Origin of the sequence: Rhodococcus sp. LB1, from assembly GCF_001583455.1 — a bacterium.
In the GTDB taxonomy this organism is placed as follows: Bacteria; Actinomycetota; Actinomycetes; order Mycobacteriales; family Mycobacteriaceae; genus Rhodococcus_F; species Rhodococcus_F opacus.
On sequence record NZ_LTCZ01000018.1, the window covers coordinates 1 to 10,292 of the forward strand.

Consider the following 10,292-nt stretch of genomic DNA (forward strand, 5'->3'; position numbering starts at 1 on the left):
CAGGACTGCCGGTACAGGTGATCAACCCGCGCAACACCAGTAAAACGTGCCACCAGTGCGGGCACTGCGACAGCGCGAGCAGGTACAGTCAAGCGGTCTTCCGGTGCCGCGGTTGCGGATGGACCGGGCACGCCGACCATAACGCCGCCGCCAACATTGCCGCACTCGGACACAACAACTACCGGGCCGCCCAATCAACCGTGCCTAAAGCAGCCACCCCTCTAGCAGCCAGTTAGAACGTGAGCAGCAAACCCGCGTCCTTCAGGACCGGGTAGTTGATGGTCTTGATGTTGAACCAGATGTTCGGCATCGGAATCGCTCACGCCCTGCAGGGCGGCGGGCACCGGCCAGTTCTTCGATGGGCTTCGTCTCGTGCGCCCTGTCGAACCTACTTTCAATTCCTGCCATCGTTACCTCCAGAGGTTCGAAAACGGGACACCGGCCCGACCGTTCGCGCCGGCCTCAGAACGGTCAATACCCGTCCACCGTCGCTGTGTGCGGTTCTGCGGAAACGATTCGCCGACTGTTCGCCGAGTGTTATGGCCCGGGGTCGACTCCCTAGACTGGTCGCACATCGTCGATCAAAGGGGAGCTTTCTTCGTGAGTATCGTTTCGGCCCGCGCAGCGGTCCACCGTCCGTCGTGTGGGTCGCCGACGTGCGCATAGTCTTCGCCGGAACCCCCGAGCCCGCTGTTCCCTCGCTCGAACGCCTGATCCGTTCGCCGCGCCACGACGTCGTGGCGGTGATCACCCGCCCGGACGCGGTCGCAGGCCGCGGACGCAAGGTGGTCCGTTCACCGATCGGTGAACTCGCCGACTCCCACGGCATCGAGGTGCTGACTCCCGAGCGGCCCTCGGAGCCGGACTTCCTGGCGCGTCTCGCCGACCTCGCACCCGACTGCGCGCCTGTCGTCGCCTACGGGGCGCTGCTGCCGCAGAAGGTCCTCGACATCCCGGCCCACGGCTGGGTGAACCTGCACTTCTCGCTGTTGCCGGCGTGGCGCGGGGCAGCCCCCGTGCAGGCCGCGATCGGTGCGGGCGACGACATGACCGGCGCGAGTGCGTTCCGGCTCGAGGCGGGGATGGACACCGGGCCGGTCTACGGGGTGGTCACCGAGAGGATCCGCGATACCGATACCGCCGGGGATCTGCTGGGGCGCCTGGCCGACAGCGGTGCGGTCCTCCTGGAGTCGGTTCTCGACGGGATCGAGGACGGCGCGATCACCGCGGTCCCGCAGTCGGCCGACGGAGTGTCGCACGCGCCCAAGGTGAGCGTCGAGGCGGCCCGGATCCGTTGGGACAGAACAGCTGCCGTGGTTGACCGGCACGTCCGCTCGGTGACCCCCGCGCCCGGCGCCTGGACCACCATCGGCGACCTGCGCGTCAAGGTCGGCCCGGTCACTCCGACGGAGGAGCGACTGGAGCCGGGGGAGATCTCCGTGACCAGGTCCGGATTCCTGATCGGCACGTCCACGGTGGCGGTGCGGCTCGACCGCATCCAGCCGCAGGGCAAGAAACTGATGGCCGCCCTGGACTGGGCGCGAGGCGCACGACTCGACGCGGAGGTACGGGCACAGTGAGCGAATCGAGAAGGCCCGCACGTCGCGGCCAGTCCGGCTCGGGGGCCCGCAACAACCGTCCCCGCCAGGCGCGCCGCCCCGACGCATCGCAGTCCGGTCTAGACCAGCCGCGGCTCGCCGCGAGGGACGTGCTGCGTGCCGTCCGGGAGCGCGACGCCTACGCCAACCTGGTGCTGCCCGGACTGCTGCGTGAGCGGCGCCTGGACGGACGCGACGCCGCCCTCGCCACGGAACTGGCGTACGGCGCCGCCCGTGCCCGTGGGCTCCTCGACGCCGTGATCGCCGACTGCGCCGGCAGGCCGATCGCCGAGATCGACGGACCGCTCCTCGACGTCCTCCAACTGGGCGCCTACCAGCTACTCCGTACCCGCGTCGCCCCGCACGCCGCCGTCGCCACCTCCGTCGATCTCGTGCGCGCGGAGGCCGGTCCGGGGAAGGCGGGCTTCGTCAACGCGGTGCTGCGCCGGGTGTCGGAGCGGTCCGAGGCGGAATGGGTGGAGCGCCTCGCCCCGGCCGATCCGGTGGGGCGGCTGGCGTTCGCGCACGCGCATCCCACGTGGATCGCCCAGGTGTTCGCCGACGCGCTCGGTGCCGACGCCGGGGAACTCGAGGACGTCCTCGTCGCCGACGACGCCCGGCCGGCGGTGCATCTCGTCGCCCGCCCCGGGGAGATCTCGTCGGAGGAACTCGCGCTCGCCACCGGCGGCGAGGTGGGGCGGTACTCGCCATACGCGGTCTATCTGGACGGCGGCGACCCGGGGCTGCTCGACGCCGTCCGCGAGGGGCTCGCCGGAGTGCAGGATGAGGGTAGTCAGCTCGTCGCCCGGGCGCTGTCGCTGGCACCGCTGGACGGACCGGACGCGGGCCGTTGGCTCGACCTCTGCGCGGGTCCGGGCGGCAAGGCTGCCCTGCTCGGCGCTCTCGCTGGAATCGAGGGCGGACGCCTCGACGCCGTGGAGCCGGTGGCGCACCGCGCGGACCTGATCCGCAAGACGACGAAGGAACTGCCGGTCGACGTGCACGTCGCCGACGGCCGGGATCCCGGGTTGGAGAGCGGGTACGACCGGATCCTGGTGGACGCGCCGTGCACCGGACTGGGTGCGCTGCGCCGACGCCCGGAGGCGCGGTGGCGCCGGCAGCCGTCGGACGTGGCGGGTCTGGCGAAGCTGCAGCGGGAACTCCTGGCGTCGGCCGCCCGGCTGGTTCGTCCGGGTGGCGTGATCCTCTACGCGACGTGTTCGCCGCATCTGTCCGAGACGGTGGCCGTGGTCGCGGACGCGGTGCGCCGCTACGGGCTCACGGCGCTGGACACGCGTGAACTCGTTCCCGGGGTGCCGGGTCTGGGTGACGGTCCGGCCGTCCAGCTCTGGCCGCATCGGCACGGCACCGACGCGATGTTCATGGCCGCGTTGCGCAAGCCGTAGGGCGGTCGCTCCCCGCTACCTGGACATCTGCCCGACTTTCGGTAGAACCTGTTTCACTTTAAGGTGAAACGTGTTCTAATTCTTCTCGCGACAGAGACGTACGTCACGATGCGAGTGGAGGACTTCAGATGAATCGGGTAGCGGGGAAGGTCGTTCTGATCACGGGAGCGGCGCGGGGTCAGGGTCGAAGTCATGCAGTGCATCTCGCCGACGAGGGCGCCGACATCATCGCCTTCGACCTCTGCGAGGACATCGCATCCAACGAGTACCCGCTGGCGACCGAGGCCGACCTCGAGGAGACGGGACGGCTCGTCGAGAAGGCGGGGCGCCGGGTCGTCACCGCCAAGGTGGACGTGCGCGACCGCGCGGCACTGCAACGCGAACTCGACGCCGCGGTCGCGACGCTGGGACGGTTGGACGTCGTGGTCGCCAACGCGGGGATCGCGCCCCTCGGGAGCGACGTGCCCGTCGAGGGATTCGTCGATGCGTTCGACGTCGACTTCGTCGGAGTGATCAACACGATTCACTCGGCCCTTCCGCACCTGGACGCCGGCGCGTCGATCATCGCGACAGGATCGGTGGCCGGGCTGGTCCCGCAGACGGGCCTGAACGGTCAGCAGGCCCTGCAGGGGCCGGGCGGCGACGGCTACGGTCTCGCCAAGAAGATGCTGTGGACGTACACCAACTCGCTCGCGCTCACCCTGGGCCCGAAGTCCATCCGCGTCAACGCGATCCACCCCACGAACTGCAACACGGACATGCTGCAGAGCCCTCCGATGTTCCGCACGTTCCGCCCCGACCTCGAGAACCCGACCGCCGAGGACGCGAAGGTCACGTTCCCGTTCATGCAGGCGATGCCCACCCCGTGGGTCGAGCCCGAGGACATCTCGCACGCGGTGGTGTTCCTGTCGTCCGACGAGTCCCGGTTCGTCACCGGCCAGCAGCTCCGGGTCGATGCGGGGGCGGGCCTCAAGCTCGGCGTCTGACGCCGATCCGATGAGGGTCCGGGCCGGTGTGCGGGCGCCGCCCGGGCCCTCGCCATTCTCGTCAGGTCTGGTCGAACAGCTTGCGCAGCTTCGCCGGTGCCTTGATCCGCCAGGCGTCCTGCAGCAACTCGGTCAGCTGCGTGACGTCGACGTTCTCGAGGTCGACGAGGATCGAACCGTGTCCGTCGTAGTGCGGAGTGGTGTAGAACGGCGCGCCCTGGGCCAGCAGGGCCGCCTTCTCGTCGAGGTCGCACATCACCACCAGGCCCCCGTCCGACTCGGCCCGCAACCGGGCGAGCAACGTGCCCGCCACCTTCAGCGCCGGAGTGCGATACGACGTGCTCTCCTGCACCTCCGGCAGGGACGCACCGATCGCCACGACGTCCGTCCAGGTCGGCATGAGCCCAGTATGGACCGCGGGACCCGGCCCCGGCACGCGTACGACTAAACTGCGGCGCGTGGCAACCCCGATGATCGCACCGTCCATTCTGTCTGCCGATTTCGCGCGTCTCGCCGAGGAGGCGGATGCCGTCGCCGGTGCCGACTGGCTGCACGTCGACGTGATGGACGCACATTTCGTGCCGAACCTGACGCTCGGCCTTCCCGTCGTGCAGAGCCTGCTCGCGGCGACGGACATCCCGCTCGACTGCCATCTCATGATCGACGACCCCGGCCGCTGGGCGCCGCCCTACGCGGAGGCGGGCGCGCACAACGTCACGTTCCACGCGGAGGCGACCGACGACCCCCGGTCCGTGGCCCGGGACATCCGCGCCGCCGGCGCCAAGGCCGGTCTCAGCGTCAAGCCCGGAACGCCGATCGAGCCGTACCTCGAGATCCTGAAGGATTTCGACACGCTTCTCGTCATGAGCGTCGAGCCCGGTTTCGGCGGTCAGTCGTTCATCCCGGAGGTGCTGTCGAAGGCGAAGGCCGTCCGCCGGCTCGTCGACTCGGGTGAGCTGAGGCTGGTCGTGGAGATCGACGGCGGCATCAACGCCGACACCGTCGAGGCCGCTGCCGAGGCGGGCGTCGACTGCTTCGTCGCCGGGTCCGCCGTCTACGGCACGAGCGATCCCGCGGAGGCCGTCCGCGCCCTGCGCGCCAGCGCCGCCAAGGCGTCACCGCACCTGAGCCTGTCGCGGTAACGGCGCTCCGGCACATCGTGAACTCCCACGTGCGGCACGAGAATTCGGCTGCGGACCTCGACGCCGCGATGCAGATCGCCATCGGTGCCGCGGAGTCGGCGCGCGGATTCACCAGCCCCAATCCGGCGGTCGGCGCGGTGGTCCTCGACGCAGCGGGGCGCATCGCCGGTGTCGGGATGACGCAGCCTCCCGGCGGTCCGCACGCGGAGGTCGTCGCACTGCGGGAGGCGGGTGACGCCGCCCGCGGCGGCACCGCCGTCGTCACGCTGGAACCGTGCAACCACCACGGCCGGACCGGGCCGTGTTCGCAGGCGCTCCTCGATGCCGGTGTGGTCGCGGTGCACTATGCGGTGGGCGATCCGAACCCCGAGGCCGCGGGCGGCGCGGAAACCCTTGTCTCGGCGGGGGTCGAGGTGACGTCCGGGCTGCGGGCCCAGGACGTCGAACGCGGGCCGCTCCGGGCCTGGCTGCACCGGCAGCGCACCGGTCGGCCGCACGTGACCTGGAAGTACGCGGCCACCCTGGACGGGCGCAGCGCCGCCGCCGACGGCACCAGCCAGTGGATCACCGGTCCCGAGGCCCGCGAACGCGTCCATGCCGACCGGGCGAAACTCGACGCGATCGTGGTCGGCACCGGGACTGTGCTGGCCGACGACCCCCGGCTGACCGCCCGGATGCCCGACGGGTCGCTCGCGGCTCACCAGCCGGTGCGCGTCGTCGTCGGACTCGGCGACATCCCGGCGGACGCCCGGGTCCTCGACGACTCTGCGCCGACCCTGCTGCTGCGCACGCACGACGTGGACGAGGTCCTCGCCGCACTCGCCGAGTACACCGATGTGCTGCTCGAGGGCGGGCCCCGGCTGGCGGGCGCGTTCCTCGCCGCGGGCCGGGTCGACCGCATCCAGGCGTACCTCGCGCCGCTGGTCCTCGGCGCCGGCAGGTCCGCGGTCGCGGACGCGGGTGTGCACACGATCGACGGTGCGCTGCGGTTCCGTCACGAGTCGGTCGAAACAATCGGCCCCGATTTGTTGTTGAGTCTGGTTCCAGCAGTGTCCGAAAACCCTGACAGCCCCCAAACGTAGGAGAAGCCACAGTGTTCACCGGGATCGTCGAAGAGTTGGGTGAGGTCGTCGCCAAGGAGGAACTGGCCGACGCCGCACGGTTCACCGTGCGTGGTCCGGTCGTGACTTCCGACGCGTCACACGGTGATTCGATCGCGGTGAACGGGGTGTGCCTGACCGTCGTCGAGGTACTGGCCGACGGCTCCTTCACGGCCGACGTCATGCAGGAGACGCTGAACCGGTCGAGCCTGCAGAAGATCGACGTGGGCAGCCGCGTCAACCTCGAGCGGGCCGCCGCCCTGAACAGCCGCCTCGGCGGCCACCTCGTCCAGGGCCACGTGGACGGCACCGGGCACATCATCAGCCGCAGCCCGTCCGAGAACTGGGAGGTCGTGCGCATCGCGCTGCCCGACGCCATCTCCCGGTACGTCGTGGAGAAGGGCTCGATCACGGTCGACGGTGTGTCGCTGACGGTCTCGGCGCTCGGCGGGGAACGAGGCGCGGAATACTTCGAGATCTCGCTCATCCCGACCACGCTGCAACTGACCACGCTCGGGGCGGCGTCCGTCGGGACGCCCGTCAACCTCGAGGTCGACGTGATCGCGAAGTATGTGGAGCGGCTGCAAGCGGCCGGCCGCTGAGTCGTACTGTTGAGGAGCATCCCACGGATGCATCCGTTGTATTCGAAGATGCCTAAGTCAAGACTTTGGAGACCGAGCACGTGACCAGGTTCGACAGTATCGAGCGCGCCGTTGCGGACATCGCCGCAGGCAAGGCAGTCGTCGTCGTCGACGACGAGGACCGCGAGAACGAGGGAGACCTCATCTTCGCGGCGGAGAAAGCCACCCCCGAGTTGGTTGCCTTCATGGTTCGATACACGTCCGGCTATCTCTGTGTGCCGCTCGACGGCGCCGACTGTGACCGCCTCGGCCTGCCCCCGATGTACGCCACCAACCAGGACAAGCACGGCACCGCGTACACCGTGACCGTCGACGCCCGCGAAGGCATCGGCACCGGCATCTCCGCGTCCGACCGCGCCGCCACCATGCGGTTGCTGGCCGACCCGTCCAGCGGCGCCCAGGATTTCACCCGGCCCGGCCACGTCGTGCCGCTGCGCGCCAAGGAGGGCGGCGTGCTGCGCCGTCCCGGCCACACCGAGGCCGCCGTCGACCTGGCCCGGATGGCGGACCTGCGGCCGGCAGGTGTGATCTGCGAGATCGTCAGCCAGAAGGACGAGGGCCACATGGCCCAGACCGACGAGCTGCGGGTCTTCGCCGACGACCACAACCTCGCGCTGATCTCGATCGCCGACCTCATCGCGTGGCGCCGCAAGCACGAGAAGCACGTGGAGCGGGTCGCGTCCGCGCGGATCCCCACCCGGCACGGCGAGTTCACGGCCGTCGGCTACCGGAGCATCTACGACGACGTCGAGCACGTGGCCCTGGTCCGCGGCGACCTGCCCGGCCCGGACGGCGACGGCAGCGACGTGCTCGTGCGCGTGCACTCCGAATGCCTCACCGGCGACGTGTTCGGTTCGCTGCGCTGCGACTGCGGGCCCCAGCTCGACGCCGCCCTGGACATGGTCGCGCAGGAGGGTCGCGGTGTGGTCCTGTACATGCGCGGACACGAGGGCCGGGGCATCGGCCTCATGCACAAGCTGCAGGCCTACCAGCTGCAGGACGCGGGTTCGGACACCGTCGACGCGAACCTCGAGCTCGGCCTGCCCGCCGACGCCCGCGACTACGGCATCGGCGCGCAGATCCTGGTGGATCTGGGTATTTCCTCGATGCGGCTGCTGACCAACAACCCGGCCAAGCGGGTCGGGCTCGACGGCTACGGGCTGCAGATCACCGAGCGGGTGTCGATGCCGCTGCGGGCGAACGCCGAGAACCTGACATACCTGCGCACGAAGCGCGACCGCATGGGCCACGACCTGATCGGGCTCGACGACTTCGAAGCAGGAGAAATGCTGTGAGTGGTGAGGGACTGCCGGAGCTGCAGCTCGGTGAGGCGGGCGACCTCCGGCTCGCCATCGTCGCCGGCAGCTGGCACGCCGAGATCTCCGAGGCGCTGATCGCCGGCGCGCAGCGGGTGGCGGCCGAGGCGAACGTGAAGAACGTCACGCTGGTCCGCGTCGCCGGTGCCATCGAGCTTCCGGTGGTGGCGCAGGCCCTGGCCCGCACCCACGACGCCGTCGTCGCGCTCGGTGTCGTGATCCGCGGCGGGACGCCGCACTTCGAATACGTCTGCGACGCCGTGACGGCCGGTCTGACCCGGGTCTCGCTCGACGAGAGCACCCCGGTCGGGAACGGTGTGCTCACCACGGACACCGAGCAGCAGGCCGTCGACCGCAGTGGCCTGCCCGGCTCCGTCGAGGACAAGGGCGGTCAGGCGTGCGCGGCCGCGCTCGACACCGCTGTCACGTTGGCGCGACTGCGCCGCGCCGAGGAGTCCTTCGTATGATCCGGATCCATCCATGACCACTCCCGAATCCGAGTGGACACTCGTCGCGACGCCACGCAAGTCGCGTCGATACGCGATCGGTGTGGCGATTCTTCTCGTCGTCGTGCATGTGACGTTCGCAATCCTGCTGCGCGGCGATTCGACGGGCGTGTACTTCCGGCTCGCCGACCAGCTGGCGTTCGCGGGCATCGGCTGCCTCCTCGCGGCAGCCGTCCTGCTGCTGACCCGGCCCAGGTTGCGGGTCGGGCCCCGCGGCATCGCCGTCCGCAACGTCCTCGGGGAGCGCATCGTCGACTGGGACCTGTACGAGGGGTTGTCCTTCCCGGACGGCGCGGCGTGGGCCCGGATCGAGCTGCCCGACGACGAATACCTGGCCGTGATGGCCATCCAGTCGAACGATCGCGAATACGCCGTGGACGCCGTCGACCGCTTCCGCGCACTCGCGTCGGAGTACGCACCGTCCTGAACCGGGCGTCGCCCCTCCGCGACGTCGCGGATGCGGGGTTGGTCGGTGGCGCCGACTAACGTGGAGGGGTGCCCGATCCTTCGACATATCGCCCCGCGACCGGAACCATTCCGGTCGACCCGGGGGTGTACAAGTTCCGCGATCCGCACGGGCGGGTCATCTATGTCGGGAAGGCGAAGAGTCTTCGATCACGGCTGAATTCCTATTTCGCCGACGTCTCGACGCTGCACCCGCGCACCCGCCAGATGGTGACCACGGCCGGCAGCGTCGAGTGGACCGTGGTGAGCACCGAGGTCGAGGCCCTCCAGCTCGAGTACAACTGGATCAAGGAATTCGATCCCCGGTTCAACGTCCGCTACCGCGACGACAAGACGTACCCGGTTCTCGCGGTCACCCTGAACGAGGAATACCCCCGCCTGTTCGTCTACCGCGGTCCCCGGCGCAAGGGTGTCCGCTACTTCGGGCCCTACTCGCACGCGTGGGCCATCCGCGAAACCCTCGACCTGCTGCTGCGGGTGTTTCCTGCCCGCACCTGCTCGGCCGGGGTGTTCAAGCGTCACAACCAGATCGGCAGGCCCTGCCTGCTCGGCTACATCGACAAGTGCTCCGCGCCGTGCGTCGGACGCGTGTCCGCGGCCGAACACCGCAAGATCGTCGAGGACTTCTGCGACTTCCTGTCAGGACGCACCGACAAGCTGGTCCGGCAGCTCGAGGCCCGGATGCAGGAGGCGTCGGAAGAACTCGACTTCGAAACGGCGGCGCGGTTGCGCGACGACGTGGGCGCGTTGCGGCGCGCGCTCGAGAAGCAGGCCGTCGTGCTCGGCGACGGCACCGACGCCGACGTCGCCGCGTTCGCGACCGACGAGCTCGAGGCAGCGGTGCAGGTGTTCCACGTCCGCGGTGGCCGCGTGCGCGGTCAGCGCGGTTGGGTGGTCGAGAAGGCGGGTGACGTCATCGACTGGGCCAGCGTCGATTCCGAGGCGGGATCGGACCTGCCGCTGCTCGTCGAGCAGTTCCTCACCCAGTTCTACGGTGAGCAGGCGGCGCTGTCGGGCGCGACCGACCAGGAGGCCGGCACCAGCGGTGTGCCGCGGGAGGTCCTGGTGCCCGTGCTGCCGCCCGACGCCGAGCAGGTGCAGGAGTGGCTCAGCGGTCTCCGCGGATCCGCGG

The 10,292-nt window shown here is 69.9% G+C and carries 12 protein-coding genes; 11 read left to right on the forward strand and 1 reads right to left on the reverse strand.

Features of this window, described 5'->3' with window-relative positions:
- The 4 genes from AZG88_RS49505 to AZG88_RS04180 form a co-directional block, all read left to right on the forward strand.
- The coding region (locus AZG88_RS49505; RefSeq protein WP_156517416.1) for a zinc ribbon domain-containing protein at positions 1-236 on the forward strand (236 nt) is incomplete at its 5' end.
- A gap of 420 nt (positions 237-656) precedes the next feature.
- Positions 657-1,580 carry a methionyl-tRNA formyltransferase gene (gene fmt / locus AZG88_RS04170; protein ID WP_061044163.1) on the forward strand — a complete coding sequence of 308 codons (924 nt, stop codon included), beginning with the start codon at positions 657-659 and terminating at the stop codon, positions 1,578-1,580.
- Positions 1,577-3,004: an RsmB/NOP family class I SAM-dependent RNA methyltransferase gene (locus tag AZG88_RS04175; RefSeq protein WP_061697019.1), complete on the forward strand. Its 1,428-nt coding sequence runs from the start codon at positions 1,577-1,579 to the stop codon at positions 3,002-3,004. The genes fmt and AZG88_RS04175 overlap by 4 nt, the downstream gene beginning before the upstream one ends.
- Before the next feature lie 128 nt (positions 3,005-3,132).
- Entirely contained in the window at positions 3,133-3,990 is an 858-nt protein-coding gene (locus tag AZG88_RS04180; protein WP_005241756.1) for a mycofactocin-coupled SDR family oxidoreductase, read from the forward strand.
- Positions 3,991-4,051: 61 nt separating this feature from the next.
- Here the strand turns inward: AZG88_RS04180 and AZG88_RS04185 are convergent, their stop codons facing one another.
- Complete coding sequence (locus tag AZG88_RS04185; RefSeq protein ID WP_005241757.1) at positions 4,052-4,390, reverse strand: MmcQ/YjbR family DNA-binding protein; 339 nt, start codon at positions 4,388-4,390, stop codon at positions 4,052-4,054.
- A 58-nt stretch (positions 4,391-4,448) separates the two neighbouring features.
- Here AZG88_RS04185 and rpe point away from each other — a divergent pair, with 58 nt between their 5' ends.
- The 7 genes from rpe to uvrC all read left to right on the forward strand — a co-directional run.
- A complete protein-coding gene (rpe, locus tag AZG88_RS04190; protein ID WP_005241758.1) occupies positions 4,449-5,132 on the forward strand; it encodes a ribulose-phosphate 3-epimerase in 684 nt (227 codons plus the stop codon).
- Between the two features lie 29 nt (positions 5,133-5,161).
- Entirely contained in the window at positions 5,162-6,214 is a 1,053-nt protein-coding gene (gene ribD / locus AZG88_RS04195; protein WP_005241759.1) for a bifunctional diaminohydroxyphosphoribosylaminopyrimidine deaminase/5-amino-6-(5-phosphoribosylamino)uracil reductase RibD, read from the forward strand.
- An 11-nt stretch (positions 6,215-6,225) separates the two neighbouring features.
- A complete protein-coding gene (locus AZG88_RS04200; protein ID WP_061044158.1) occupies positions 6,226-6,834 on the forward strand; it encodes a riboflavin synthase in 609 nt (202 codons plus the stop codon).
- Between the two features lie 80 nt (positions 6,835-6,914).
- Positions 6,915-8,168: a bifunctional 3,4-dihydroxy-2-butanone-4-phosphate synthase/GTP cyclohydrolase II gene (locus AZG88_RS04205; protein ID WP_009480441.1), complete on the forward strand. Its 1,254-nt coding sequence runs from the start codon at positions 6,915-6,917 to the stop codon at positions 8,166-8,168.
- On the forward strand, positions 8,165-8,656 hold the full coding sequence (ribH, locus tag AZG88_RS04210; RefSeq protein WP_005241766.1) for a 6,7-dimethyl-8-ribityllumazine synthase: 492 nt from the start codon (positions 8,165-8,167) through the stop codon (positions 8,654-8,656). Before AZG88_RS04205 ends, ribH begins: the two co-directional genes overlap by 4 nt.
- A 13-nt stretch (positions 8,657-8,669) precedes the next feature.
- Complete coding sequence (locus AZG88_RS04215; RefSeq protein WP_005241776.1) at positions 8,670-9,122, forward strand: PH domain-containing protein; 453 nt, start codon at positions 8,670-8,672, stop codon at positions 9,120-9,122.
- A 68-nt stretch (positions 9,123-9,190) separates the two neighbouring features.
- Positions 9,191-10,292, forward strand: a 1,102-nt coding sequence (gene uvrC, locus AZG88_RS04220) for an excinuclease ABC subunit UvrC (protein ID WP_063886774.1), incomplete at its 3' end; no start/stop codon positions are given.

Bases quoted from the DNA above. Each gene is read 5' to 3' on its own strand.
- AZG88_RS04185 (WP_005241757.1), bottom strand. From the start codon at position 4,390: ATGCCGACCTGGACGGACGTCGTGGCGATCGGTGCGTCCCTGCCGGAG.
- AZG88_RS04180 (WP_005241756.1), top strand. From the start codon at position 3,133: ATGAATCGGGTAGCGGGGAAGGTCGTTCTGATCACGGGAGCGGCGCGG.
- AZG88_RS04215 (WP_005241776.1), top strand. From the start codon at position 8,670: ATGACCACTCCCGAATCCGAGTGGACACTCGTCGCGACGCCACGCAAG.